The sequence below is a fragment of the Paracoccus sp. TD-10 genome, assembly GCF_048270675.1.
Taxonomy (GTDB): Bacteria; Pseudomonadota; Alphaproteobacteria; order Rhodobacterales; family Rhodobacteraceae; genus Paracoccus; species Paracoccus pantotrophus.
In genome coordinates this window covers 1,186,737-1,210,279 of record NZ_CP182419.1, presented here as the reverse complement: position 1 = coordinate 1,210,279, position 23,543 = coordinate 1,186,737, and the positions used below count along the sequence as shown (strand labels likewise).

General features: G+C 69.1%; 23 protein-coding genes and 1 tRNA gene. 13 read left to right on the top strand and 11 right to left on the bottom strand.

From position 1 onward, the window contains the following. Positions 1-194: 194 nt before the first annotated feature. A complete protein-coding gene (locus ACNKFW_RS16940; protein ID WP_147428834.1) occupies positions 195-1,880 on the bottom strand; it encodes an FAD-binding protein in 1,686 nt (561 codons plus the stop codon). A 117-nt stretch (positions 1,881-1,997) separates the two neighbouring features. On the opposite strand from ACNKFW_RS16940, the gene ACNKFW_RS16935 reads away from it, so the two are divergent. Next, positions 1,998-2,891: an NAD-dependent epimerase/dehydratase family protein gene (locus ACNKFW_RS16935; RefSeq protein WP_147428835.1), complete on the top strand. Its 894-nt coding sequence runs from the start codon at positions 1,998-2,000 to the stop codon at positions 2,889-2,891. On the opposite strand, the gene ACNKFW_RS16930 is transcribed toward ACNKFW_RS16935, so the two are convergent. From ACNKFW_RS16930 to ACNKFW_RS16920, 3 genes are all read right to left on the bottom strand, one after another. After that, positions 2,888-4,768: a bifunctional sugar phosphate isomerase/epimerase/4-hydroxyphenylpyruvate dioxygenase family protein gene (locus ACNKFW_RS16930; RefSeq protein ID WP_418025078.1), complete on the bottom strand. Its 1,881-nt coding sequence runs from the start codon at positions 4,766-4,768 to the stop codon at positions 2,888-2,890. The two genes, ACNKFW_RS16935 and ACNKFW_RS16930, sit on opposite strands and share 4 nt — an antisense overlap. Before the next feature lie 91 nt (positions 4,769-4,859). Next, positions 4,860-5,420 carry an NIPSNAP family protein gene (locus ACNKFW_RS16925; RefSeq protein ID WP_147428837.1) on the bottom strand — a complete coding sequence of 187 codons (561 nt, stop codon included), beginning with the start codon at positions 5,418-5,420 and terminating at the stop codon, positions 4,860-4,862. A 75-nt stretch (positions 5,421-5,495) separates the two neighbouring features. Then, positions 5,496-6,395 carry a helix-turn-helix domain-containing protein gene (locus ACNKFW_RS16920; RefSeq protein ID WP_147428838.1) on the bottom strand — a complete coding sequence of 300 codons (900 nt, stop codon included), beginning with the start codon at positions 6,393-6,395 and terminating at the stop codon, positions 5,496-5,498. Between the two features lie 114 nt (positions 6,396-6,509). On the opposite strand from ACNKFW_RS16920, the gene ACNKFW_RS16915 reads away from it, so the two are divergent. From ACNKFW_RS16915 to ACNKFW_RS16900, 4 genes are all read left to right on the top strand, one after another. After that, on the top strand, positions 6,510-8,195 hold the full coding sequence (locus ACNKFW_RS16915; RefSeq protein WP_147428839.1) for an FAD-dependent oxidoreductase: 1,686 nt from the start codon (positions 6,510-6,512) through the stop codon (positions 8,193-8,195). Next, complete coding sequence (locus ACNKFW_RS16910; protein ID WP_147428840.1) at positions 8,192-8,971, top strand: SDR family NAD(P)-dependent oxidoreductase; 780 nt, start codon at positions 8,192-8,194, stop codon at positions 8,969-8,971. Before ACNKFW_RS16915 ends, ACNKFW_RS16910 begins: the two co-directional genes overlap by 4 nt. After that, positions 8,964-9,716 carry an SDR family NAD(P)-dependent oxidoreductase gene (locus ACNKFW_RS16905; protein WP_147428841.1) on the top strand — a complete coding sequence of 251 codons (753 nt, stop codon included), beginning with the start codon at positions 8,964-8,966 and terminating at the stop codon, positions 9,714-9,716. The genes ACNKFW_RS16910 and ACNKFW_RS16905 overlap by 8 nt, the downstream gene beginning before the upstream one ends. 148 nt (positions 9,717-9,864) lie before the next feature. Continuing rightward, the gene (locus tag ACNKFW_RS16900; RefSeq protein ID WP_147428842.1) at positions 9,865-10,065 is read left to right on the top strand and encodes a hypothetical protein; all 201 of its coding nucleotides are present in this window, start codon (positions 9,865-9,867) and stop codon (positions 10,063-10,065) included. A 12-nt stretch (positions 10,066-10,077) separates the two neighbouring features. On the opposite strand, the gene ACNKFW_RS16895 is transcribed toward ACNKFW_RS16900, so the two are convergent. From ACNKFW_RS16895 to ACNKFW_RS16870, 6 genes are all read right to left on the bottom strand, one after another. Then, positions 10,078-10,800 (bottom strand): ABC transporter ATP-binding protein, encoded by a 723-nt coding sequence (locus tag ACNKFW_RS16895; protein WP_147428843.1) that lies wholly within the window; start codon positions 10,798-10,800, stop codon positions 10,078-10,080. Position 10,801: 1 nt separating this feature from the next. Then, on the bottom strand, positions 10,802-11,548 hold the full coding sequence (locus tag ACNKFW_RS16890; RefSeq protein WP_024845237.1) for an ABC transporter ATP-binding protein: 747 nt from the start codon (positions 11,546-11,548) through the stop codon (positions 10,802-10,804). After that, positions 11,545-12,519: a branched-chain amino acid ABC transporter permease gene (locus tag ACNKFW_RS16885; RefSeq protein ID WP_147428844.1), complete on the bottom strand. Its 975-nt coding sequence runs from the start codon at positions 12,517-12,519 to the stop codon at positions 11,545-11,547. Before ACNKFW_RS16885 ends, ACNKFW_RS16890 begins: the two co-directional genes overlap by 4 nt. Continuing rightward, a complete protein-coding gene (locus ACNKFW_RS16880) occupies positions 12,516-13,391 on the bottom strand; it encodes a branched-chain amino acid ABC transporter permease (RefSeq protein ID WP_024845235.1) in 876 nt (291 codons plus the stop codon). Before ACNKFW_RS16880 ends, ACNKFW_RS16885 begins: the two co-directional genes overlap by 4 nt. An 84-nt stretch (positions 13,392-13,475) precedes the next feature. Then, positions 13,476-14,600: an ABC transporter substrate-binding protein gene (locus tag ACNKFW_RS16875; protein ID WP_024845234.1), complete on the bottom strand. Its 1,125-nt coding sequence runs from the start codon at positions 14,598-14,600 to the stop codon at positions 13,476-13,478. Positions 14,601-14,745: 145 nt separating this feature from the next. Beyond that, positions 14,746-15,561, bottom strand: coding sequence for a shikimate dehydrogenase family protein (locus ACNKFW_RS16870; protein ID WP_024845233.1), 816 nt, complete (start codon positions 15,559-15,561; stop codon positions 14,746-14,748). Between the two features lie 258 nt (positions 15,562-15,819). Between ACNKFW_RS16870 and ACNKFW_RS16865 the strand changes: the two genes are divergently transcribed. The 8 genes from ACNKFW_RS16865 to ACNKFW_RS16830 all read left to right on the top strand — a co-directional run bounded on the left by ACNKFW_RS16865 (position 15,820) and on the right by ACNKFW_RS16830 (position 23,393). After that, positions 15,820-16,914 (top strand): Gfo/Idh/MocA family protein, encoded by a 1,095-nt coding sequence (locus ACNKFW_RS16865; protein WP_167521696.1) that lies wholly within the window; start codon positions 15,820-15,822, stop codon positions 16,912-16,914. Then, on the top strand, positions 16,911-17,747 hold the full coding sequence (locus tag ACNKFW_RS16860; RefSeq protein ID WP_024845231.1) for an IclR family transcriptional regulator: 837 nt from the start codon (positions 16,911-16,913) through the stop codon (positions 17,745-17,747). The genes ACNKFW_RS16865 and ACNKFW_RS16860 overlap by 4 nt, the downstream gene beginning before the upstream one ends. Positions 17,748-17,785: 38 nt before the next feature. Then, the gene (locus tag ACNKFW_RS16855) at positions 17,786-19,519 is read left to right on the top strand and encodes an FAD-dependent oxidoreductase (protein ID WP_147428846.1); all 1,734 of its coding nucleotides are present in this window, start codon (positions 17,786-17,788) and stop codon (positions 19,517-19,519) included. Then, positions 19,516-20,127, top strand: coding sequence for an NIPSNAP family protein (locus ACNKFW_RS16850; RefSeq protein ID WP_147428847.1), 612 nt, complete (start codon positions 19,516-19,518; stop codon positions 20,125-20,127). The genes ACNKFW_RS16855 and ACNKFW_RS16850 overlap by 4 nt, the downstream gene beginning before the upstream one ends. Before the next feature lie 7 nt (positions 20,128-20,134). Continuing rightward, on the top strand, positions 20,135-20,956 hold the full coding sequence (locus ACNKFW_RS16845) for a sugar phosphate isomerase/epimerase family protein (protein WP_147428848.1): 822 nt from the start codon (positions 20,135-20,137) through the stop codon (positions 20,954-20,956). 61 nt (positions 20,957-21,017) lie between these two features. Beyond that, positions 21,018-21,944, top strand: coding sequence for a LysR family transcriptional regulator (locus ACNKFW_RS16840; protein ID WP_024845227.1), 927 nt, complete (start codon positions 21,018-21,020; stop codon positions 21,942-21,944). A 692-nt stretch (positions 21,945-22,636) separates the two neighbouring features. After that, the gene (locus ACNKFW_RS16835; protein WP_147428849.1) at positions 22,637-22,939 is read left to right on the top strand and encodes a single-stranded DNA-binding protein; all 303 of its coding nucleotides are present in this window, start codon (positions 22,637-22,639) and stop codon (positions 22,937-22,939) included. Between the two features lie 295 nt (positions 22,940-23,234). Next, positions 23,235-23,393 carry a hypothetical protein gene (locus ACNKFW_RS16830; RefSeq protein ID WP_167521695.1) on the top strand — a complete coding sequence of 53 codons (159 nt, stop codon included), beginning with the start codon at positions 23,235-23,237 and terminating at the stop codon, positions 23,391-23,393. 1 nt (position 23,394) lies between these two features. Here ACNKFW_RS16830 and ACNKFW_RS16825 read toward each other — a convergent pair. Beyond that, positions 23,395-23,470: transfer RNA gene (locus ACNKFW_RS16825), tRNA-Phe, on the bottom strand. Positions 23,471-23,543 lie beyond the last annotated feature (73 nt).

The following is a 23,543-nucleotide window of genomic DNA, read 5'->3' as shown; positions in this document are numbered from 1 at the left end:
CAAAAGGTCGCAAAACAAGCGAATAACGTCAAAGACCGTTTAACGCTTTATGTTAACATCAAGTTAATTCATCGGCGCCGGGATCGGCTGGAACGACGTGGCGATTCCGGGCAAGGGATTGATTTTCGTGCCTGCCGCTGGCGAAATTGCCCCGATGGCCCGATGGCCGGTGTTTTTCCGGCAAGGGCGGAAAATCAGCCCTGCTCTGCCAACTGTCGGGCGATTTTCCAGCCGAAGACCATGGCCGGGCCGATGGTGGTGCCGGGCCCCGGATAGGTGCCGCGGAAGATCGAGGCGGCGTCGTTGCCGCAGGCGTAAAGCCCGGGGATCGGCCGGCCCTCGCGGTCCAGCACCTGCGCATCGGCATTGCAGTCGAGCCCGCCGCTGCCGGCCAGATCGACCGGCACCACGCGCAGCGCATAGAAGGGTGCCTGCCGGATCGGGCCCAGGCAGGGATTGGGCTTGACCTCGGGATCGCCGTTGAAGCGGTTCACCACCGTCGAGCCGCGGCCGAAATCGGCGTCGGAACCGGTTTCCGCGAAGCGGTTATTGGCCCGGACGCTTTCGGCCAGCCCCTGCGCATCGACCCCGATGGCGGCTGCCAACGCGTCAAGGTTGCCTGCGCGTCGCAGATAGCCCTGCCGCAGCAGCCGCCGCAACCCGCGCCCGCCCGGCAGGACCAGCCCCAGCCCGTAGCGGCGGATGAAACCGGAATCGACCACCAGCCAGGCCTCGGACAGGCCGGCGCGGATCATGCCCAAGCAGAAATCGTGATAGCTTCCGGCCTCGTTCACGAAGCGACGGCCGTCGCGGCCGACGGCGATCAGCCCCGGCTTGGCGCGGTCGAGGATGATATGCGGCCAGATTGCCTGCGACCCGTCCGGACGGCCGAGCAGCGAGCAGGGCATCCACAGCCCGGCGCTGTCGCAGCCATCGTCCAGCGCCGCGCCGGCGCGCTCGACCGCGAGGGCGATGCCGTCGCCGCTATTGCCCTCGGGCGCCTGCGAGAAGGGGGCGATCTGCGGCGGGAACAGCCGCTCGCGCAGGGCGCGGTTCCAGCCGATGCCGCCGGTGGCCAGCACCACGCCGCGCCGCGCCCGGATGCGGCGCCGGCCCTGCGGGGTCTCGACCACCGCGCCGATCACCGCCTGCCCGTCGCGGATGAGATCAGCCAGCGGGCTGTCGAACCAGATCGGCACCTCGCGCCGGCGCAGGCTGAAAAACAGCCGCGCCACCAGCGCATTGCCCATCAGCAGCCGGGTGCCGCGCCGATGGCCCAGCCGGTCGCGGGCATAGCGCAGCAGGATCTTCAGCGCGGTCGTCAGGTTGCCGGTGCTGGCAAAGGGGGCAAGCAGTGCCCCCAGCTCGCCGCGCCCGACCATCATGCCGCCCAGCCCCATGAACACGTCGCGCGGCGGCCGCACCCGGTCGAATTCGGCCCCGAGCAGCCGGCCGTCGAATTCCACCGGCGCGAGCGCGCGCCCACCATAGGCCGAACCGGGACCGTCCAGATAGTCGGGATGCGCGGCGGCAGCGACGAAGCGGACCTCGGAATGGCGTTCAAGCTCGGCGATGGCCTCGGCCCCGGCGGCCAGGAACGCCTCGCGCCGTGCATCGCCGCCGCGGTTGCCGACGACATGGCGCAGGAAGGCGGCGGCGTCCTCGGCGCTGTCGGGCACCCCGGCCCGGTGGCTCAGCTCGGTGCCCGGCACCCAGGTCGTGCCGCCCGAGGTGGCAGTGGTGCCACCGACCATGCCGGTCTTTTCGCAAAGCAGCACCGACAGGCCGGCGATGGCGCCGCTCAGCGCCGCCGTCATGCCGCCCGCGCCGGCGCCGATCACCAGAAGATCGACCTCTTCGTCGAAAGCCATGTCCGTCATGCGCGCTCCCTCCTCTTTGCCCCGATGCGCGGCGGAACTTGCCACAGCTGGCATGAAAATGGAAGATGCTTTTATAATTGAACATCATTCCATATAGTGTAGGCCGGAGGAGACAGCATGACACAGGATACAAGGCGGCCGCGCCGCATTCTTCTGACCGGCGGCACCGGTTTCATCGGCCTGAGGGTGGCGGCCGCGCTGGCGGCGCAGGGCATCGTCCCGCGCCTTTTCGACCTCGAAGCCGCGATCCGCCGCACCGTGCTGCCAAAGGGCTGCGAGGCGGCGGCGGGGGATGTGACCGATGCCGATTCGCTGGCGCGGGCCGGCGAGGGCTGCGACGGCATCGTGCATCTTGCCGGGCTGATGACGGTGGATTGCGCCGCCGACCCGGCGCGGGCGGTGCGGGTCAATGTGCTGGGCTCGGCGCATGTCTTCGAACTGGCGCGCCGGCTGCGGGTGCCGGTCGCCTGGCTCAGCACCGCCGGGGTGTTCGGGCCGGACAGCGCCACGCTGCCGCGGCCGATGACCGTCTATGGCGTGACCAAGCTGGCGGTCGAGGGGCTGGCGCGGGTCCATGCCGCGGATCACGGCCTGCCCAGCCTGGGGCTGCGGCCCTATATCGTCTACGGGCCGGGGATCAGCAGCGGCATCGCGGCCGGGCCGTCCATCGCGCTGGCGGCCTCGGTCCGGCGCGAGCCGGCGGTGATCCGCTTCTCGGGCCGGGTGGGCTTCGTGCATGTGGATGACGTGGCGCGGCTGCTGGCCGCGGCGATGCTGCGGCCGATGCAGGGCGCGACGGTGCTGACCATGGCCGGCGACACGCGCGGGATGGCGGATTTCACCGCCGAGCTGGCGCGGCAGAGCGGCTGGGACGGCATCGCCATCGACGGCCCGCCGCTGCGCATTCCGGCGGATCTGACCTCGGACCCGGTGCCGGACTGGCTGGGCGCGCAGCCGGTCACGCCGATCGAGGAGGGCATCCGCCGCACGCTGGCGGAACTGGGCGGCTAGGCTTTCGGCATGCCCTTGGGCCGCAGGGTGCGCTTTTGCGCGGCGATGCGGAACGGGGCGTTCGGCGCGCCATAGCCGGCGTAATCGCCGCGGCGCTGCACGATCTCCAGGAAGAAGCCGCCGGGCAGGGCGGTCGAGTAGAATTGCAGGAACTGCCCGCCGGCATCCTCGTCATACATGATGTGATGGGCGCGCAGCCGGGCGGTGAAATCCGGATCGAGCCCGAAGCGCGCCTCGACATCGTCGTAGTAATTCGCCCCGATGCGCAGGAAGGGGAAGCCGCGCGCCGCCATCTCGGCCGCGGTGGCGAAGATGTCGTCGCTGGCGAAGGCGAGGTGCTGGACCGAGGAGCCGAAGGTCTCGTGCAGAAACTGCCCGGCCAGGGTGCGCCGCGTCTCGGCGCCGTTCAGGGTGATGCGCAGCCCGCCGGCCTGGATGGCCTGGCTGCGCACCAGCCCGTCGGGATCGACCACATCGACCATCGGCGCCTTTTGGGCCGTGAACAGGGTGGTGTAGAACAGCGACCAGCTGAGCATTTCGTCATAGGCCATGGTCTGGCCCAGGTGATCGACGCCGGCAAGCCCGGCGCCCGGCGGCGCGGGGGCGTCGAGGGCGAAATCCACCTCCCAGATCCGGCCCAGCTCGCCCTGGCGGTCCAGCAGGCGGATCACGTTGCTGCCGGCGCCGCGGATGCCGGGGATATCCAGCTCCTGCGCGGCATGGGGCGCGACATGCGGCTCGGCCCCCAGTGCCAGGGCGCGGTCGAAGGCGGCGCGGGCGTCGGGGACCATCAGCCCGATTTCGGACACGCCGGTGCCATGCGTGACCCAGGCGCTGTGGGCGTAGCCCCCGGGCTCGGCATTGACCAGCAGGTTGACGCCGCCCTGCCGCCACAGCGCCACCTGCTTGCTGAGATGCCGCCCGGCCTTTTCGAAGCCGGCCGCGGCGAGCAGGGTCTCCAGCGGCCCGGCATCCTCGACCGAGGTGGCGAATTCGACGAACTCCACCCGCTCGACCGGGGCCGGGGCGGGAAAGGCGGGCAGATCGACGGAGAGCGAAGGCTCGGCCCGGCGCACGCGGTCCATCAGCGCCACCAGGCTGCGATGGCCGTCGCGGGCCACCAGGCGCGGCAGGCCGGCGCGGAACTGGTCGTTGAAGATTTCCAGACTCAGCGGCCCGTCATAGCCGGTGGCCATGACCGCGCGGGTGAAGTCGGCGACGTCCAGGTCGCCCTCGCCCGGCATGTTGCGGAAATGCCGCGACCAAGAGAGCAGGTCCATCTCGATCAGCGGCGCATCGGCCAGTTGCACGAAGAAGATGCGGTCGCCGGGAATGCGGCGGATGCTGTCGGGGTCGAGCTTGCGGCCGAGTGTGTGGAAGCTGTCGAGGATCAGGCCGACATTCGGGTGATCGGCGCGGCGCACGATCTCCCAGGCGTCGCGGTGGTCGTTGACATGCCGGCCCCAGCACAGCGCCTCGTAGCCGATGCGGATGCCGCGCTCTGCCGCGATCTCGCCCAGTTCGCGGAAATCGGCGGCGGCGCGGTCGATGCCGCCAAGCGCCTCGGGATGGGTCGAGGAGCAGACGAGCACCAGGTCGGTGCCCAGCTCGGCCATCAGGTCGAACTTGCGCTGCGCCCGGGCGAAGGCGCGGCTGCGCAAGGGCTCGGGCAGGCCCTCGAAATCGCGGAAGGGCTGGAACAGGGTGATCTCCAGCCCATGGTCGCGGACCATGCGGCCGACCTCGGCCGGGGTGAAGTCCGAGGCGAGGAAATCCTGCTCGAAGATCTCGATCCCGTCGAATCCGGCCTGCTGGATCGCGGTGAGTTTCTCGGTAAAGCTGCCCGAAATCGACACGGTGGCAATCGAGGTCTTCATTCCGCACCCCTTTCCCTGATACGCCAAGCGTCGCAGAGAATCGGCGTAACGGCAAATGCCGATTCTGCGCTGTGATTAACCTTGCGTTAATTCAAAGCGGCGAGAAGGCCAGCGGACGCAGGATCACATGCCGTCCCGGCTGCGGCGCTGCCGGCACCGGCTCGGCGCTGCGCGGCATCAGCGCGACGGGACCGCGCGCATCGCCCGAGACCGGCTGCCACAGTGCCTCTGCCCCGGCCGGGTCCGCGCCGATCACCAGCGCGGCGCAATCGGCGGCGAAAAGCGCCGCGCCGGGGGCGGGCGCGGCATGGGCGCGCAAGCGTCCCGCCAGCGCCGCATGGAAGCGCGGCGAGGCGCGGTCGAGCCGCAGGAAACGGTTCTGCTGCGCATCGACCAGCGCGAAGGCGGCGGGGATGAAACCCCTGGTCCAGCCTTCCTCCTGCGCCAGCGCGGCGCGGCGGGATTCGCGTTCGGTCCAGTCGGCATAGCTCCACAGGTGATGGATGGTGTTCAGCGGCCCGGTCTCGGCCAGCCAATAGCCCATCAGAGGCAGGTGCCGTGTCACCAGCGGCAGGCCGCGTTCGGCCAGCAGGGCCAGGTAATCGCCTGCCGCGCCGGGTTTCAGCCGATAGCTGCGCCATTCATGGATCATGCCGGTCCCTCCTGCCGCGCAGATTGGCGTGGGCGGCGGCGCGCGGAAATGGACCGCGCGTCGGAAAGATTGGACTCAGCCCTCGGATCGCGCGGCCTGCTTGCGGAAGGCGCCGGGCGAGATGCCGACGCGCTGGGTGAAGAAGCGGTTGAAATAGGCCGGATCGTCGAAGCCGGTCAGATGCGCCACCTGTGCCACCGTGCTTTCGGTATAGACCAGATAACGCTTGGCCTCGATCACGATGCGCTCGTAAAGCAGCTCGGATGCGGTCTTGCCGCTGCGCGCCTTGCAGGCCGCGTTCAGCCGCGCCGGGGTGACGGCCAGCTCGCCGGCAAAGAAGCCCAGCGAACGCTGGCTGCGGAAATGCTCTTCGAGCAGCGCGCGATAGCGCACCAGCAGGTCGTAGTCGCGGTCCGGCGTGGCGGTGCCGGCGTCCTGATGCGCGATCGACAGCCGCAGCACCACCACCAGGATGCGCATGTATTGCGCCAGGATCGCCGTGCGCCGGCCCGGCGCCGACCAGATGAATTCGCGGTGCAGCCAGTGAAAGGTGTCGATCACCGCCGGAATGTCGAGGCCGGTCCCGGCCAGCGGATAGACGGCCGGCCGGCCCGCCGCCGTCGCCAGCCGCGGATCGCCGGCCGATGCCGTGCGCAGGCAGCCAAGCGCCGCCGTCACCGCGAACCCGTCGGTGCCGGGATCGAAGTCGATCTGGTGTACGACGCCCGCCGGCACCACCAGGATGCCGGGGGCGGGGATCGGCAGCTGGCGGTCCTCCATGCGGATGCCGCCGCCGCCCGATTTCACCAGCAGCACCTGCATGTGATCGGGATGGGCATGCGGACGAATCCTCCAATCGTTCGGGCCGCTGCGCTCGCGGATCGGCTCGATATGAAGCAGGTCCAGTTCGACATCCGCCTCCTGATCTCCATAGAGATAGTAATGCGGGATGCCGCCCGCCGCCTTGTCGCCCATGCGTTCCTCCGTCCCCCGGTCGGTTGCGAATAGTGCAAGAATTGCGCGCCAGCGTCCATTGGTTCGCGATGTCCCCCGCAGTAGCAGGAAGGCAGCGAAAAAGGGAGGGAGCCAATGGGCGCGCAGGAGCATTGCGACGTGCTGGTGATCGGCTCGGGCGCCGGCGGGCTGGCCACGGCGATCACCGCCAGAAAGCACGGGCTGTCGGTGATCGTGATCGAGAAGGAGCCGGTCTTCGGCGGCACCACCGCCTTTTCGGGCGGCGTGCTGTGGATCCCCGGCAACCGCCACGGCCGGGCGCTGAACCCGGATGACACGCGCGCGGCGGCGCGGGCCTATCTGCGGGCCGAGACCGGCAATTTCCACCAGCCCGAGGCGGTCGAGGCCTTCCTGGAGGCCGGACCGAAGATGCTGGACTGGTTCGAGGCCGAGACCGAGGTGAAGTTCGTCCCCACGCTTTACCCCGATTATCACCCGACCGTGCCCGGCGGGGTGGATGTCGGCCGCTCGGTGCTGGCGGCGCCCTATGACAGCAGCGCGCTGGGGGAAAACCTGCGCCGCCTGCGGCCGCCCTTGGCGACCATCACCTTCATGGGGATGATGTTCAATTCCTCGAACGCGGACATCCGGCATTTCTTCAACGCCACCCGCTCGCTGACCTCGTTTGCCTATGTCGCGAAGCGGCTGGCCGCCCATGCGGCCGAGGTCGTCCGCCACGGCCGCGGCGTGCAGGTAACCAGCGGCAACGCCCTGGCGGCGCGGCTGGCCAAGACCTGCTTCGACCTCGGCATCCCGATCCTGACCGAGACCCCGGCGCTGCATCTGCTGAAGCAGGGCGGCCGCGTTACCGGTGCGCAGGTCGGCGGCGCGCAGCCGCGCAGCATCATGGCCGCACGCGGCGTGGTGCTGGCCTGCGGCGGCTATGCGCAGGACCTGGCCCGCCGTGCCGGGATCTATGCCCATCTGAAGGCGGGGGGCGCGCATCACTCGCCGGTGCCCCCGGGCAATACCGGCGACGGCATCCGGCTGGGCGAGGCGGTCGGCGGCGCCTTCGAGGCCGAATACCCGCAGCCCGCCGCCTGGATGCCGGTCAGCCTGGTGCCGGGCAAGGGCGTATTTCCGCATCTTCTGGACCGCTACAAGCCCGGCATGATCGCGGTGCGGTCCGACGGGCGGCGCTTTGTCAACGAAAGCGACAGCTATCACGATGTGGGTGCGGCCATGGCCGCGGGCGACGGCGCGGCCTGGCTGATCTGCGACCATCGCACGATCCGCAAATACGGCCTTGGCCATGCCAAGCCGGCGCCGATGCCGCTATGGCTCTGGACCCGCAGCGGCTATCTGAAGCGCGGCCGGACGCTGGCCGGTCTGGCGCGGGCCTGCGGCATCGACCCGGCAGGGCTGGAGGCGACGGTCGCGGCCTATAACCGCGGCGCGCGCGAGGGGCGGGACGAGCAGTTCCGCCGCGGCGAGACCAGCTTCAACCGCTATCTCGCCGATCCGGAGCACAAGCCGAACCCCTGCGTGGCGCCGGTCGAGCGCGGCCCGTTCTACGCCGTGCGCATGGAAATGGGGGATCTGGGCACTTTCGACGGGCTCAGGACCACGGTCGAGGGCGCGGTGCTGGACCGGCAGGGCGCGGCGATCGCGGGGCTCTATGCCGTGGGCAACGACCGCGCCAGCATCATGGGCGGGAACTATCCGGGCGCGGGCATCACGCTGGGCCCGGCCATGACCTTCGGCTGGATCACCGGCCGCCATCTGGCCGGGCGCGCGGCCGCAACGGAGGATGCAGCATGAGCTGGCTTGGACTGGAAGGCAGGACCGTCGTCATCACCGGTGCCGGCGGCGGTATCGGGCAGGCGCTGGCGCGGAGCTTTGCCGCCGAAGGGGCGCGGGCGATCCTGCTGGACCGCGATCTTGACCGCTCCGGGCCGCTGGCCGAGCAGCTGGGCGGCGGCGCCTTGGCGCTGGCCTGCGATCTGGCCGATCCGGGCAGCGTCGCTGCCGCCGCCGGGCGGGTCGAGGCCGAGGGCGGCGCCGACGTGCTGGTCAACAGCGCCGCCATCCTGCGCCCCGGCGCGCTGGAGAGCGTCAGTCCCGAGGATTGGTCGGCCATGCTGGCGGTGAACCTGACCGGCTACCTGACCGCGGCGCAGGCTTTCGGGCGCGGCATGTTAGGGCGCGGGCGCGGCGCACTGGTCCATGTCGCCAGCATCGCCGCCAGCCAACCGCAGCCGGCCAGCGGCGCCTATTCCGCCTCGAAGGCGGCGGTGGCGATGCTGTCGCGGCAACTGGCCGCCGAATGGGGGCCGCGCGGCCTGCGCTCGAACTGCGTCAGCCCCGGGCTGGTGCTGACGCCGATGTCCGCCGCCTTCTATGCCGATCCTGAGGTCAAGGTCCGGCGCGAGGCCATGGTGCCGCTGCGCCGCATCGCCTCGCCGCAGGACATGGCGGATGCGGTGCTGTATCTCGCCTCGGACCGGGCGGCCTATGTGACCGGGCAGGACATCGTGGTCGATGGCGGCTTGTCGCAAAGCCTGATGGGGCTGGTGCCGAGGCCGGGCTATGCCTAGCGAGGCGCTGGTCACCGGCGGGGCCGAGGGCATCGGCTGGGCCATCGCGCAGGCGCTTGCGGCGCAGGGCTGCCGGGTCACGATTGCCGATCTCGACGGCGACAAGGTGGCGCTGCGGGCGGCGGAACTGGGCGCGGGGCATCGCGGCATCCGCTGCGACGTCACCGACGAGGTTCAGGCGCGAGCGGCGGCGGCCGTCGCGCCTTTCGGCATCCTGGTGAACAATGCCGGCATCGGCGACAGCCACCTGCCGACGCTGGACCAGGATCTGACCGCCTTTCGCCGGGTGCTGGACGTGCATCTGTCGGGAACCTTCCTGATGACGCGGCAGGTGGCGCGCGGCATGCTGGCGCGCGGGCGCGGGGCGGTGGTGAACCTGTCCTCGATCGCCGGGCTGACCGGCCTGCCGCGGCGCAATGCCTATGGCGCGGCCAAGGCCGGCATCGTGGCGATGACCCGGGCCATGGCCTGCGAATGGGCGGGGCAGGGGCTGCGCGTGAACGCCGTCGCCCCGGCCTTCGTCGAGACCGCGCTGGTCCGGACGCTGGCCGAGGCGGGCCGGATCGACCTGCCGGCCATCCGCCGCCGCACGCCGCTGGGCCGGCTGATCGAGGCGCGCGAGGTGGCGGCGGCGGTGGCCTTCCTGGCCTCGGACGCGGCCTCGGGCATCACCGGGGCGGTGCTGCCGGTCGATGGCGGCTGGACCGCCTTCGGCGATTTCGGCGAGGCGAGCCGCCCCGATTGAGCGCGGCCCCGCCGGTTTGCGCGCCGGCTGCACAAGGAACGGGCAGGCGCCTTGCGCCAAGCCGGATTTCCGGCCCCTCCGATGGCCCTGGGGCCGGAAGGGCGCGACAATCGGGCATGAGCCATCTCCGATTCGACGGGGACTTGCCATGATCGAACTGGTCTTCATCGCCTGCATGGGCGGCGCCCCGGCTGATTGCCGGGAACACAGCCTGATCTATACCGAGGTCACGCCCCTGGTCTGCATGCGTGGCGCGCAGCCGGCGCTGGCGCAATGGGTCGAGACCCATCCCGACTGGCGCATCGCCCGCTGGTCCTGCCAGACGCTGCGCCGCGAGCGCAGCATCTGACGGGGCGGCGCCTCAGGCTGCCTCCTCGATATGGCCGCCCAGGAACAGCTGGCCGACGCGCGGATCCTTGAGCAGCGCGTCGGCCCTGTCGAACATCCGCGTCTGGCCCAGTTCCAGCACCAGCCCGTAATCCGACATGGCCAGCGCCGCCTTGGCGTTCTGTTCCACCATCAGCACCGTCACCCCCTGGTCGCGCAGCCGGATCAGGGTCTGGAACACCTCCTGCACCAGATTGGGCGACAGCCCGATCGAGGGCTCGTCGATCAGGATCAGCTTGGGGTCCAGCAGCAGGGCGCGGGCGATCTCCAGCTGCTTCTGCTGGCCGCCCGACAGCTCGATGGCCTTCTGGTCGCGGCGCTCGCGCAGCATGGGAAACTGGTCCATGACCTGCTCCATCCGTTGCCGGACCCGGGACTGGTCGCGGGCGGTGATGCCGCCCAGCTCGAGATTGTGGAACACCGACAGCTGCGGCACCACGTTGCGGCCCTGCGGCACATAGGTGACGCCGCGGGCGATCATCTCGGCCGGGCGCTTGCGGGTCACGTCCTCGCCCTCCAGCAGGATCTGGCCGGAATGGATGTTCAGCAGCCCGAAGATCGCCTTGAACACCGTGGATTTCCCGGCGCCGTTCGGCCCGATCACCGTGGTGATCGATGCCTTGGGAATGCTGAACGAGGTGCCGTTCAGGATGGTGATGCGGCCATAGCCGCCGGTGACGTCCTTGAGTTCCAGCATGTCAGCCCCCCAGATAGGCGTCGATGACCATCTGGTTCGCCCGGATCTCCTCGGGCGAGCCTTCGGCGATGATCTCGCCTTGCGCCAGCACGATGATGCGGGTGCAAAGCGACATGACGAATTCCATGTTGTGCTCGATCACCACGAAGGTGGTGCCGTGCTCGCGGTTATAGGTCATCAGCCGCTCTTTCAGATGCGCCAGCATGGTCAGGTTCACCCCGCCCGCCGGCTCGTCCAGCAGCACGATGCCGGGCCCGGCCATGAAGGCCATCGCGGCATCGACCAGCTTCTGCTGGCCGTAGGAGAGCGAGCCCGCCTCGGTGTCGCGATAGGGGGTCAGGTTGAAGAACTCGATCAGCTGCTCGGCCTTGTCGGTCAGGCCGGCGTCGGACTTGCCGAAAAGCCGGCTCAGCATCGAGCCCTCGTGCTCCTGTCCGGCCAGGATGACGTTGTCGAGCACCGTCATGCGCGGAAAGACCGACAGCTGCTGGAAGGTGCGGCCGACCCCCATCAGCGACAGGTCGGCCGGCCGCACGCCGTCCGTGGACTGGCCGTTGATCTGGCAATGGCCGGCGCTGGGGCGCAGCTGGCCCAGGATGCAGTTGAACAGCGTCGACTTGCCCGAGCCGTTTGGCCCGATCAGGCCCAGGATCTCGCCCTTCTGGACGTCGAAGCTGACATCGTTCACGGCGCGGATGCCGCCGAACTGCTTCGAGATGTTGCGGACGGAAAGCACGGAGGCCGTCATAGCTGGAATCCCTTCTTCATGTCGCGGCGCGTCTCGTGCCGGGGCCGGAACTGGTTCCAGATTTTCTGCCCCAGCCCGATCAGGCCCTGGGGCGAGAACACCATCAGCACGATCACCAGAGCTGAATAGATGATGAGGTAATAGCCCTCGGTAAAGCGCAAGAGTTCCGGCAGCAGGATCACCACCGCCGCGCCCAGCATCGGGCCGAAGAAGAAGCCGGCGCCGCCCACCACCACCATCAGAAGCAGCTTCAGCGAATGGATCAGCGCGAAGCTGCCCGGCTCGATGAACTGCACCAGCGGCGATTGCAGCGCCCCGGCCAGCCCCCCGAAGGCCGAGCCGATGGCGAAGGCCAGAAGCGTCTGGCGGCGGATCTTCAGCCCCAGGCTTTCGGCGCGGATCGGGTTCTCGCGCAGCGCCTTGAAGGCCCGGCCCCAGGGCGAGCGCAGGATCCACCACATCACGAAGGCCGAGACCAGGAAGCAGGCCAGCGCGAAATAGTAGAAATTCAGGTTGCTGTCGGTCGCGATGCCGAAAACCGAGGGGCGCGGCATGCCGACCAGCCCGAAGGAACCGCCGGTGATCTCTTCCTCGTTGCGCAGCACCAGGAACAGCAGCGTGTTGAACGCCAGCGTCACGAAGGCCAGGAAATGGTGCTGCACCCTCAGCGCCGGCCAGCCGAGCAGCAGCCCGACCGCGAAGCAGGAGGAGATCGAGATCAGCGCCGCCGCGATCCAGGGCACGCCCGCCAGCGTCAAGAGCGCGGTGACATAGGCGCCGATGCCCATGAAGCCCGCCTGCGCCAGGCTGACCTGCCCGGCATAGCCCAGCGTCAGGTTCAGCCCCATGGCCGAGATCGAGAACAGCAGCCACGAGGTCAGCGTATAGATGATGTAATTGCCCTGGCCGATGGGCGCGGCGACCAGCGCCGCGATGCCCAGGACGATCAGGATGATGCGGGTGCGGGTCATACGGCGCGTCCCTCCTTGGTGCCGAGCAGCCCCTGCGGGCGCAGCAGGATGATGGCGATGAGCAGGATCAGCGGCATGGCCGAGCGGTATTCGGCCGAGACATAGACCGCCGAGAGATTGTCGATCACGCCGATCAGCAGCCCGCCCACCAGCGCGCCGCGGATCTGGTTGAAGCCGCCGACGATGGCGGCGATGAAGGCCACCAGGCCCAGCGTCTCGCCATTCGAGAACTTGGCCAGGTAGATCGGCGAGATCAGCACCGAGGCGATGGTCGCCAGTGCCGCGTTGATCAGGAAGGTATACATCACCATCCGCTTCACATCGACGCCCAGGATCTCGGCCACGGCCGGGTTCTGGGCGCTGGCCTGCATGCAGCGCCCGGTGCGGGTGCGGTTCAAGAACAACTGCAAGCCGCCGATGGCCAGCATCGAGACGATCAGGTTGCCGATATCCTGCGCCGAGACGCTGGCGCCGGCGAAGTGATAGACCTTCTGCGGAAAGATCGCCGGGAAGGGCTGGGCGGTGGCGCCGTAGAATTCCTTGACGCTTTCCTTCATCAGCAGGCCAAGCGCGATGGTGGCGATGACCAGCGGCAAGGTGCCATGCGGCAGCATCGGCTCGACCACCAGCTTCTTGAAGGCGACGCCCAGGATCAAGAGCGACAGCAGCAGCGCAAAGCCGATGGCGGGCCACATCGGCAGCCCCAGCCCCATGCCGACCAGCACGAAGAAGGCCGGCAGCATGACGAATTCGCCCTGCGCGAAGTTGATGGTCTGCGATGCCTGCCACAGCAGGGTGAAGCCCACCGCGGCAAGGGCATAGATGGAACCGGCGGCAAGGCCGGAGATCAGGATCTGGATTAACTCGGCCATGAGAGCCTCACGTCAGGTTGACGGATACGGGGGCAGGCCGGCGGAATGCCGGTGCCAGCCTGCCTCGCGTGCTGTGCGGGCCGATCAGTTCGGCGGCAGGATGGCCTTGACCACCTGCTTGCCGTCCTGGACCTCGACGAAGAAGCTTTCGCGCGACATCTCGCCGGTCTCGTCCCAGCTGACGTCCATCAGCACGCCGGGGCATTCGGCCACCGTCAGCGTCAGGCCGTGCATCTTGTCGGCGATGGCCTGGCTGTCCGCCTCGCCCACCATCTCGGCCACGCATTTGAGGGTATAGGCGGCCGTGTAGCCCTTGATGGCGTTGTGGTCGGGCGTGTAGTTGAACTTGGCCTTGAACTTCTCGACCATCTCGGTCATTGCCGGGATATTGGCGTCGGGGGTCAGGCCGACATGGCCCATGGCGCCGTTGGCGGCGTCGCCGGCCAGCTCGATGACCTTATGGCCGATCAGCGTCGTCTCGCCCACCAGCGGCAGGGTCACGCCCTGCTTGCGGGCCTCGCGCAGGAAGCGGGCGCTTTCCTCCTCGGTCAGGTAGACGAAGGCGGCGTCGGCCTGGATGCCCTTCAGCTTGACCACATCGGCCGAGAAATCGGTCTGCGCCTGTTCGGTGGGCAGGTCGGCGACGATCTCGAAGCCATGGGCCTCGGCCTCCTTCAGGAAGGATTCGTGCCCGCCCTTGCCGAATTCGGTGTTGGCCCAGACCACGGCGACCTTCTTCACCCCCATTTCCTCGGCCATGTATTTGGCCATCTTGGGCACGCCCTTCTGCGAGCCGAAGGCGGTGCGGAAGATGTAGGGGTTGCCCATCCCGGTGATCGAGGGCGCCTCGGAGCCGGTGAATTGCGGGATGCCGGCCTGTTTCGCCACCAGCATGTTCACCACCGTCGAGGACGAGAACACCGTGCCGGTGATCGCCACCACCCCGTCGTCGATGGCCTTCTGCACCATGGCGCGGCTGACCTGCGGGTCGGTCTGGCTGTCATATTCGGTGATGGCGACCGGTTCGCCCAGCACGCCGCCGTCGGCGTTGATCTCCTCGAAGCCCATCCGCACGCCGTCGCGGAAATTGGTGCCGGCGGCGGCGCCGGGGCCGGAAAGCTCGACGATCGAGCCGATCTTCAGCTCGGCCAGCGCCGGCACGGTGGTCAGCGCCAGCGCGGCGGCGGTTGCGGTCAGTGTCCTGATCATTGCGTTTCTTTCCTCCCTGGTTCGGATCCTGTTTTTCATGGGATCTCCTCTTCCTCTCCATAATCTGCCATGTCGCGTTCCACGCGAACATTGCAAAACGCGCAAAGATACATAATCGGGCGGTTATGCAGCGCCCTTGCGCCGCTCAGTCCAGCGCGATCTGCCGGACCCCCATCAGCAGTTCGGCCAGCAGCACCGCCTGCGCCTCGAACATGCCCGAGCCCGGCATCGTGCCGCAGCCTGTGGCGCGGGCGGCGGCGATCAGCGGCGGGATGGCCGGTCGCGTGACCACGTCGGCGACGAATTGCTCGGCGGTCAGCAGCCCGGCCTCGACCGGCAGCGGATCGCCTTCGCGCATGCCCAGCGGCGTCGCGTTCGCCACCAGCGCAAAGCCGCGCGGATCGGTGCCGCCGATGCGGACCCGGCCGGGAAAGGCGGCGTCCAGCCGGGCGATCAGCGCGTCGCGCCGCGCCGCATCGATGTCGTGCAGCGCCAGTTCCGAGGCGCCGCGCGCCAGGATCTCATAGGCGATGGCCGAGCCGGCGCCGCCGGTCCCGACCAGCAGCGCCGGCTTGCCGGCGACGTCGAAGCCCTGCGCGGCGATGCCGTCCATGTAGCCCTGCCCGTCGGTCGCGTCGCCGACCCAGCCCCCGTCCCGGCGCAGCATGATGTTCACCGCGCCCGCGGCCTGCGCCCGCGCGGTGACGCGGCTGCAGAAGGCCAGGCAGGGCGCCTTGTGCGGCACCGTCACCACGATACCCGGACAGTTCTGGACCGCCGCGGCCTGCGCCAGCCAGCCGGGCAGATCCTCGGGCAGGACGTGGATCGGCACCACCATGCCGTTATGGCCGCGATCCGCCATGATCTGGCTGAGCGATGCCGGCGATTTCACCTGCCCGATCGGATGGCCGATGATCGGGAAGAATGCCGTCTCTCCGTCGATGCGCAGCGGTTGGGCCATGCTGGTTCCTCTTTCCCTGTTGCGGACAGCGCCCCCGGGGCTGGCCGCGCCTTGAAACAATCACGCGCCCCGCCGTCAGGAAATGGACGATAGGGGCGGAACATTGGATTTTCGCGCCTCTGCGCCGCGGGGGCGATTCCGGCACCTCATCCGGTTCGAAGCGGAAGATCGCAGAAAATGGAATATCATTCAATATTAAAATTGACTTCCGATTTTATTTCTGACTTGATGCCCGGGAAGGCCGGAAGGAGGGTGTCCATGGATCGGATCGGGGTTGTCGTCATCGGCGCAGGTGTCATCGGGCGCACGCATATCGATACGCTGACGCGCATGTCGGGGCTGCGGCTGGCGGCGCTGGTCGATCCCGCCCCCTCGGGCCGGGCGCTGGCCGAATCGCTGGGCGTGGCCTGCCTGCCGGACGTGGCGGCGCTGATCGATTCGGGGCTGGCGCAGGCCGCCATCGTGGCGACGCCGAATGAGACGCATCTGCCGGTCTCGGCCGCGTTGCTGCGCGCCGGCATCCCGGTGCTGCTGGAAAAGCCGGTGGCCGAAAGCCTCGATTCGGCGCGGCAGCTGATCGCGGTGGCGGATGAGACCGGGGTGCCGCTGCTGGTCGGCCATCACCGCCGGCACAATCCGATCATCCGCGCCGCGCATGGGGCGATCCGCGGCGGCCTGCTGGGTGATCTGGTCATGGCGACCGTGACTTGCTCGCTGGCCAAGCCCGACGATTATTTCCAGGCGCCCTGGCGGCGCAGCAAGGGTGCGGGCGGGCCGCTGCTGATCAACCTGGTGCACGAGATCGACCTGCTGCGGCATTTCTTCGGCGAGATCGCCGAGGTGCAGGCCATCGCCAGCCATGCCCGCCGCGGCTTCCCGGTCGAGGACACGGCGGCGGTCTGCCTGCGCTTTGCGGAGGGCGGGCTGGCGACGCTGTGCATCTCGGACGCGGCGGTCGGGCCTTGGGCCTGGGATCTGACGGCGGGCGAGAACATGGCGCGGTTTCCGGCGCATCGCGTCCCGGCGCATCACTATGCCGGCAGCCGGGCGGGGCTGTCGCTGCCCGACCTGCTGCTGTGGCAGCCGCCCGGCGCGCCGGACTGGACGCAGGAACTGCAACCCCGGCCGCTGCCCGTCAGCCACGGCGATCCCTATGAGGCGCAGCTGGTGCATTTCGCCGATCTGGTGCGCCATGGCGGGACGCCGCGCGTCTCGGCCCGCGACGCCACCGCCAACCTGATCGTGCTGGACGCCATTCGCGCGGCGGCCGAGACGGGGCAACGTGTCGCGGTTGACCTTTCGGCGCTGAATCGCGAACCTGAAACCGCCTTCAACAGCGGAAGAGGATCATGAGCAGCGTTCTGGAAAAAGCCCTCGCCATCGTCGAACTTCTGGTCGATCACCCGATGGGCCTGCCGGTCACCACCATCGCGGCGGTGACCGAACAGCCGGCCAGCGGCGTGCACCGTACCCTGCAGGAACTGGCGCGGCTGGGCTATGTCCGGCAGCTGCAGGCGGGCGGCGACTACGCGCTGACCATCAAGCTGCCGGCCCTGGGCCTGGGCTTCATGGGGCGCGCCGGCATCACCGATGTCGCCCAGCCGGTGCTGGACCAGCTGGCCGCCGACAGCGGCGAGCTGATCCGGCTGTCGGTGATCGACGGCGAGCGGCTGATCTGGGTGGCGGTGGCACAGGGCGCGACGCGCGGCTTGCGCTACGATCCGGGGCAGGAGCAGGGCGTGGTCGTGCACCTTGCCAGTTCGGCCGGAGGCAAGGCCTGGCTCGCCAGCATGAGCGACGACGAGGCGCTGGCGTGCGTCGGCGCGCAGGGCCTGCTGCGCCAGGCCGAGGGCATGGGGCCGAACGCGCCGACCAGCATCACCCTGCTGCTGCAGCAGCTGGCCGAGGCGCGGGCGCGCGGCTATGCCACGGCGGTGGACAGCTATATCGCCGGCATGGCGGCCATGGCGGTGCCGGTGCGCTATCACGGCGACGGGCCGGTGCTGGGCTGCCTGTCCATCGCCGGTCCGGCGGTGCGCATGACGCCCGAGCGGATGGCGGAACTGGCGCCGCGCCTTCAGGCCGCGGCCGGGGAACTGGGCGCCGCCGCCGCGGGAACCAAGTATTTTCAGGCAAATGTCAGGGCGATCGACGCCGATGCCGAGGACGGGCGGAAAAGCGCATAGGCTTTTTCCCGGCTCGCGCCCCTGACGGGCAGGAGAGAATGGAAGCTTCATCCGAACGCAGGCTGGCCTGCGATGTGCTGGTCATTGGCTCGGGGGCCTCGGGCCTGGCGGCTGCAGTCACGGCGGCGCATTTCGGCCTGCGCGTGGTGCTGGCCGAGAAGGCGCCGGTTTTCGGCGGCACCTCGGCCTGGTCCGGGGGCTGGTTGTGGATCCCGCGCAATCCCTTGGCCCGCGCCGCCGGCATCGACGAGCCGCCGGAAGCGCCCCGTGAATACCTGCGCAGCGAACTGGGCAATCGCGCTAGCGACCCGCGGCTGGAGGTGTTCCTGGAAAACGGCCCCGAGATGGTGGCCTTCTTTCAGGACCATACCGCGATGCGCTGGATCGACGGCAATGCGGTCCCGGATTTCCACGAGACTCCGGGCGCCGCGAAAGGCGGGCGTTCGGTCACGGCCATGCCCTATGACGGGCGCGAGCTGGGCGACTGGATCGGCAAGCTGCGCCCGCCGCTGGACGTGGCGAGCCTTTGGGGCATGGGCATCGCCAGCGGCGCCGACATGCGGCATTTCTTCCGCGCCAGCCGCAGCCCGCGCTCGGCGCTCTACGCGACGGGGCGGATCGCCCGGCATCTGCGCGACCTGGCGCTGCACCGGCGCGGCATGCAGCTGGTCAACGGCAATGCGCTGGTGGCGCGGCTGCTGCGTTCGGCGCTGGACAAGGGGGTCACGCTGCTCGACAGCGCGCCGGTCCTGGCGCTGCAGCGGCAGGACGGCCGTGTCGCGGGTGCGCGGCTTTCGACGCCGCGGGGCGCATTGCTGGTCGAGGCGCGGCGCGGCGTGGTGCTGGCCACCGGCGGCTTCCCGCATGATCCGGCGCGGCTCGACGCGCTGGCGCCGCAGGCGGGCGGCGGGGCGGGGCATTTCTCGGCCGCGCCACGGGCCAATACCGGCGACGGGCTGCGGCTGGCCGAGGGCGCGGGGGCTGCCGTCGATGGCGAGCTGGCCTCGAACGTCGCGCTGGCGCCGGTGTCGCTGGTGCCGCGCCGGGACGGACCGCCCGCGCATTTCCCGCATCTGGTCGAACGCGCCAAGCCCGGCATCATCGCCGTGACCCCGCAGGGCCGGCGCTTCGTCAGCGAGGCCGACAGCTATCACGATTTCATGCGGGCGCTGATCGCCGCCACGCCGCCGGGCGAGCCGCCGCATTGCTGGCTGATCGCCGACCACAAGGCGCAGCGCCGCTGGGGGCTGGGCTGGTCCAAGCCCTTCCCATTCCCGCTGGGGCCGGCGATCCGCAGCGGCTATCTGAAGCGCGGCCGCACGCTGGAGGAATTGGCCCGCGCCTGCGCCATTCCCGGCGTGGCGCTGGCCGAGACCGTGGCCCGCTTCAATGCCCATGCCGAACGCGGCGAGGATCCCGACTTCCAGCGCGGCGAAAGCCTCTACAACCGCGTGCAGGGCGATGCGGAGCATGGGCCGAACCCTTCGCTGGGGCCGCTGCTGCGGGGGCCGTTCTACGCGGTCAGGATCGTGCCCGGCTCGCTCGGCACCTTTGCCGGGGCCAGGACCGATGCGGCGGCGCGGGTGCTGGACCGGGACGGCCTGCCGATCCCCGGCCTTTACGCCGTGGGCAACGACATGGCCTCGGTCATGGGCGGGCATTACCCGTCGGGCGGCATCACGCTGGGGCCCGGCATGACATTCGGCTATATCGCCGGCCGCGTTCTGGCCGGCCTGCCCGTGACCGGGCTTTCACAGGAGGAAACGTCATGAGCTATTACGAACTCGCCACCCTCGACACGGTGATCTTCGGCGCCGGCAAGGCCGCGCCGGGCATCGAGGCCTGGGTGGCGCAGGGGCAGGGCCGGCTGTGCGGCGCCTGGGGCACCGATATCGGCACGCTGAACCGGGTCTTTGTGCTGCGCGCCTTCGAGAGCCTCGCGCAGCTTCATGAGGAACGCGAGCGCGCCCTGCGCTCGGACAACCCCTTCGGCTGCGCCGATGAGCTGGTGCGGCTGTCGATGGAAAGCTATCGCGCGCTGGATTTCCTGCCGCCGGTCCAGCCCGGCAGCTTCGGCCCGGTCTACGAGTTCCGCACCTACAGGACCAGGGTGAACGGCATCCTGCCCACCATGGAGAAATGGCGCGCGGCGGTGCCGGAGCGCGAGGCCTATTCGAAGCTGACCGTCGCCATGTACGGGCTGGACGGCGAACCGCGCCTGACCCAGATCTGGCCCTATGAAAGCCTGGCCGCGCGCAGCGAGGCGCGGGCGAAATCGGTCGCGGACGGCAAATGGCCGCCCAAGGGCGGGCCGGACTGGTTGTCGCCCGACATGACCAGCCAGATCGCGCTGCCGCTCGGCTTCTCTCCGCTCAAGTGAGGCTGTGATGACGCATCCGCTATCGCTGGCCTTCCTGACCACATTCGAAGCCGGCCCGGTCGAGGCCGTCCGCATCGCCGCCGCCACCGGATACCAGATGGTCGGGCTGCGCATCCTGCCCGCCGCGCCGGGGGCCGAGCCTGATTATCCGCTGCTGACCGACGACCGGCTGCTGGCCGAGGTGCGCGCGGCGCTGCACGATACCGGCATCCGGGTCGGCGATGTCGAGATCGTCCGTCTGAAGCCGGAAAACGACTGGGATGTTTTCGCCCGCTTCTGTGCCCGTTGCGAGGCGCTGGGGGCGAAACATGTCCTCGTCGCCGGCGACGATGCGGACCTTGGCCGGCTGACCGACAGTTTCGCGCGCTTCTGCGCGCTGGCCGCACCGCACGGGCTGACGGCGGACCTGGAATTCATGCCCTGGACCGCCGTGCCCGACCTGGCCGCGGCGCTGCGCATCGTCGAGGATGCCGGCCGGCCGAACGGCGGCGTGCTGGTCGATGCGCTGCATTACGACCGCTCGGCCACCACGCTGGCGCAGATCGCGGCGCTGCCGCGCCATCGGGTGAACTATGTGCAGTTCTGCGACGGCGCCGTGCCCTATGATCCCGGCGACGAGGGTCTGATCCGGGTGGCGCGGGGCGAGCGGCTGTTTCCGGGGCAGGGCGGCATCGACCTGATCGGCCTGGCGCGGGCGATCCCCGAGGGCGTCACCGTCAGCGTCGAGGTGCCGCATCGCGCCCTGGCCGCCAAGGTCGATGCGCTTGGCCGCGCCGCCATGGCCCATGCCGCGACCATGGCGATCCTGCGTGCGGCGGGCCGGGCCTGAACCGCATCGGCGCGGCGAATTTCCGCGAGAAATCCGCAGCGTTCCCGGCTAGGATCGGCGCATGAAGGAACTGACTCTCCGCCAGGTCGAGGTGATCCGCGCCGTGATGATGGCCGGCACCATCCAGGGCGCCGCGAAACTGTTGAACGTCTCGGCCCCCGGCATTTCCCGGCTGGTCAAGCATACCGAGGAATCGCTGGACATCCGCCTGTTCGAGCGCAAGGCGGGGCTGTTCGTGCCCTCGACCGAGGCGGCGGCGATCTTCGAGATGGTGCATCAGGTCCATCGCCAGATGGAGAATCTGAACGCCGCCGTCGCATCATTGCGCAAGGGCGAGGATGTGCGGCTGTCCTTCGCCTCGGCCCCCTCGATCGCGCAATTCATCGCGGCGCGGGCGATCCGCGGCATCCGCACGCGCTTTCCCGACCTGTTCATCGACCTGAACATCCTGAAGATCGAGGAAACCTCGGACTATCTGCTGCTGGAGCGCGGCGAATTCGTGCTGATGAGCTCGGCCATCGACAATTCGGCGCTGTCGAGCGCGCCGCTGGCGCATGGCCGGCTGGTCGCCATCGTCCCCGAGGGGCACCGGCTGGCCGAGCAGCGGGCGATCTCGGTCCACGACCTGGCGCGCGAGCCCTTTGTCGGCGTCGATCCGGCCGATCCCTATGGCGAGATCCTGGCCCAGCCCTTCCGAGAGGCGGGGATCGAGCCGCGCTATTCCATGCGCGGCCGCTTCGCGCAGACGGTGGTCAGCCTGGTGCGCCACGGGCTGGGGGTGGCGGTGATCGACGAATTTTCGGTGGCCGAGGTCTATATGCCCGGCGTGGTGCGCCGGCCATTGGCCGAGCCCGGCGGTATTACCGCCTGGGTGGTGACGAAAAAGGATCGCCAGCTCTCCAGCTTTGCGGAATACGCCGTCGGCCGGTTTCGCCGCGAACTCGCCGCTGCGGTGGCGCGGGAAAGCTGGGATGCGCCTGCGGTCTGACGGGTGGCCGGATCCGATCCGACCCCCGCTGCCGTTTCTCTCGGCAGGGCTGCGCGGCCGGCGTCAAGGGCTTGGAGGTCGCGATCGTTGCCGGCCTGAAACTCGACCTGCCCGAGGCCGGGTCGATTTTGACGAGCCTGCTGCGCTTGCGAGAGCGTGTTTCCGGCGCCGGATTCCAAGGCCCGTATGGTTGCGACGCCGCAACGATCCGTCTGGTGGACTCCGCCGGAACGGGGATTCCGGCGGACACCTGCGGCTGCCCTGTCCGGCGTTTCCGCCCGTCCAGCCTGGCCTGGGGCTCATGTCATCCCGCTCTTTGGTGCGGTCAGAGGCCGGCGGTCGCAAAGGCCCGGCTTTGCCATGCGATATGCCGGCTTTCTGCTGGCCATGCTGGCGTTTGGCCCGGCCAGCAGCGTCATCGGCGGGTCGATGTGCCCTTGTCTCGCTCGTCGACCCCTTCGGCCGGACGCCCCAATCCCTCTGCCTGCCCGATCCCCTAACGCCGTTCGGCTTTCACCAGCAACCCCAAGGCTCCGGACCGTATTGCCGCGCGGGGCGTGCGGCTGTCCGCCCCACTCCGGGCCTTGCGGGCAAGCTGCCGCCCGGAGGGCGCCGGTTGCAGGCGCCTCCCGATGGACCCGGCCGGATCTCGTCGGGGGAATGGTTCCTCCTGCGAGCCATGAAGACCTGCAATGCAGAACATGGCCATCCTCGCCGGTAACACCCGCGCCGGAACCGACACCACCCGCTTCGGGCCGGTCACCGCACGCCTGCACTGTTCGGAAGGCCGGGCGGTGCGCGACGAGAAGGGCTATCAGGTCGAGGACGCGGAATGGCGCCGCATCGTCGCCTTCAACGGCCTGGGCTGGACCATCCGGCACTATTGCGAGACCGGCATGAAACGCCTGGTCCGCGGCCGCATCCATTACATGAAACGGCAGGATTCGGAAGGCCAGCACCGTTGGCGCGGCCTTTTTTCAACGTTATCCGTTTGATGCCTGATGCGCGGTTTCTGCGGACAGAATGTCGCGTCGCCGAAGCAGCCTTGCGAGGTGCGGGCTGCGCGGCCATGAAAATCACCTGCGCCATGTCCGGGTTCGAGCGTTGCCGGGCGGCGCCAGGGTCCAGTTGGAAGGGTCGGCGCCGGAACTGAAAGGCACATGGCATCCGAAGTCGGTCAGTCACCGTCTTGATGGGGGGCTGGTGACCGAGTTTCGGGGAGAGAGGGGGAAGGAGGGTTGACGCACCGCCGGGCCGAAAGCGCCGCCCTGAATATGGCCTTGAATGGGGATGTTCAGCAAAACCCGTCTGCTGCAAATCTTGCTGTCACGCCGTGCAAAAATTCGTGTCACGCTGCAGGCGTTCGTGCCGTCGCTGTGCCACGAAGGCGAGATGCCAAAGATGCTCCAGGAATCCGGCCGGAAAAAACAACTCTTTTCATTGGGTTGAATGGTGCCCGGAGGCGGATTCGAACCACCGACACGCGGATTTTCAATCCGCTGCTCTACCAACTGAGCTATCCGGGCGCCGAGCGTCTTGCTTCGGACAGGCGCGTTGTTATGGCAGGGCCGCTCCGCTGTCCAGAGCCAAAAACAACTT

What these genes read in the sequence shown, in the direction of transcription:
- ACNKFW_RS16940 (WP_147428834.1), bottom strand. Translation starts at nt 1,880, where the DNA reads ATGACGGACATGGCTTTCGACGAAGAGGTCGATCTTCTGGTGATCGGC.
- ACNKFW_RS16935 (WP_147428835.1), top strand. Translation starts at nt 1,998, where the DNA reads ATGACACAGGATACAAGGCGGCCGCGCCGCATTCTTCTGACCGGCGGC.
- ACNKFW_RS16930 (WP_418025078.1), bottom strand. Translation starts at nt 4,768, where the DNA reads ATGAAGACCTCGATTGCCACCGTGTCGATTTCGGGCAGCTTTACCGAG.
- ACNKFW_RS16925 (WP_147428837.1), bottom strand. Translation starts at nt 5,420, where the DNA reads ATGATCCATGAATGGCGCAGCTATCGGCTGAAACCCGGCGCGGCAGGC.
- ACNKFW_RS16920 (WP_147428838.1), bottom strand. Translation starts at nt 6,395, where the DNA reads ATGGGCGACAAGGCGGCGGGCGGCATCCCGCATTACTATCTCTATGGA.
- ACNKFW_RS16915 (WP_147428839.1), top strand. Translation starts at nt 6,510, where the DNA reads ATGGGCGCGCAGGAGCATTGCGACGTGCTGGTGATCGGCTCGGGCGCC.
- ACNKFW_RS16910 (WP_147428840.1), top strand. Translation starts at nt 8,192, where the DNA reads ATGAGCTGGCTTGGACTGGAAGGCAGGACCGTCGTCATCACCGGTGCC.
- ACNKFW_RS16905 (WP_147428841.1), top strand. Translation starts at nt 8,964, where the DNA reads ATGCCTAGCGAGGCGCTGGTCACCGGCGGGGCCGAGGGCATCGGCTGG.
- ACNKFW_RS16900 (WP_147428842.1), top strand. Translation starts at nt 9,865, where the DNA reads ATGATCGAACTGGTCTTCATCGCCTGCATGGGCGGCGCCCCGGCTGAT.
- ACNKFW_RS16895 (WP_147428843.1), bottom strand. Translation starts at nt 10,800, where the DNA reads ATGCTGGAACTCAAGGACGTCACCGGCGGCTATGGCCGCATCACCATC.
- ACNKFW_RS16890 (WP_024845237.1), bottom strand. Translation starts at nt 11,548, where the DNA reads ATGACGGCCTCCGTGCTTTCCGTCCGCAACATCTCGAAGCAGTTCGGC.
- ACNKFW_RS16885 (WP_147428844.1), bottom strand. Translation starts at nt 12,519, where the DNA reads ATGACCCGCACCCGCATCATCCTGATCGTCCTGGGCATCGCGGCGCTG.
- ACNKFW_RS16880 (WP_024845235.1), bottom strand. Translation starts at nt 13,391, where the DNA reads ATGGCCGAGTTAATCCAGATCCTGATCTCCGGCCTTGCCGCCGGTTCC.
- ACNKFW_RS16875 (WP_024845234.1), bottom strand. Translation starts at nt 14,600, where the DNA reads ATGATCAGGACACTGACCGCAACCGCCGCCGCGCTGGCGCTGACCACC.
- ACNKFW_RS16870 (WP_024845233.1), bottom strand. Translation starts at nt 15,561, where the DNA reads ATGGCCCAACCGCTGCGCATCGACGGAGAGACGGCATTCTTCCCGATC.
- ACNKFW_RS16865 (WP_167521696.1), top strand. Translation starts at nt 15,820, where the DNA reads ATGGATCGGATCGGGGTTGTCGTCATCGGCGCAGGTGTCATCGGGCGC.
- ACNKFW_RS16860 (WP_024845231.1), top strand. Translation starts at nt 16,911, where the DNA reads ATGAGCAGCGTTCTGGAAAAAGCCCTCGCCATCGTCGAACTTCTGGTC.
- ACNKFW_RS16855 (WP_147428846.1), top strand. Translation starts at nt 17,786, where the DNA reads ATGGAAGCTTCATCCGAACGCAGGCTGGCCTGCGATGTGCTGGTCATT.
- ACNKFW_RS16850 (WP_147428847.1), top strand. Translation starts at nt 19,516, where the DNA reads ATGAGCTATTACGAACTCGCCACCCTCGACACGGTGATCTTCGGCGCC.
- ACNKFW_RS16845 (WP_147428848.1), top strand. Translation starts at nt 20,135, where the DNA reads ATGACGCATCCGCTATCGCTGGCCTTCCTGACCACATTCGAAGCCGGC.
- ACNKFW_RS16840 (WP_024845227.1), top strand. Translation starts at nt 21,018, where the DNA reads ATGAAGGAACTGACTCTCCGCCAGGTCGAGGTGATCCGCGCCGTGATG.
- ACNKFW_RS16835 (WP_147428849.1), top strand. Translation starts at nt 22,637, where the DNA reads ATGCAGAACATGGCCATCCTCGCCGGTAACACCCGCGCCGGAACCGAC.
- ACNKFW_RS16830 (WP_167521695.1), top strand. Translation starts at nt 23,235, where the DNA reads ATGTTCAGCAAAACCCGTCTGCTGCAAATCTTGCTGTCACGCCGTGCA.